Raw genomic sequence first — 265 nt, forward strand, 5'->3', positions numbered from 1 at the left:
TGGCCCGTTGCGGTCGCCTCTGCGGTCGCGTCTACCGTGTCGCGTTCAGGCTGCCCAGAGGTAGGCTGGGAGTCTGGCTGAGTGGTGGCCGGGTCACCACCTGAATCGTCATCGTCGGAATCGTCGTCGGAGTCGTCCGAGTCATGGATGATGGACTCGACGTTGCCGGGGTACGATGAGAGCTCGTACGCCTCGGGTTCTACTTCTGGACCGCGGTCGACTTGCGGATTGTTGAGTTCATACGTAATGATCCCATCAGTTGACG

Annotated in this window: 1 protein-coding gene; it reads right to left on the reverse strand. The window is 60.4% G+C overall.

Translation table 11 applies throughout. The annotated features are described in order from the left end of the window. Window positions 1-265 (reverse strand): hypothetical protein (locus tag EXE45_RS21105; protein ID WP_394348158.1); only part of this gene is annotated, 265 nt, incomplete at both ends.

The sequence above is a fragment of the Halorubrum sp. SP9 genome, from assembly GCF_005435015.1.
In the GTDB taxonomy this organism is placed as follows: Archaea; Halobacteriota; Halobacteria; order Halobacteriales; family Haloferacaceae; genus Halorubrum; species Halorubrum sodomense.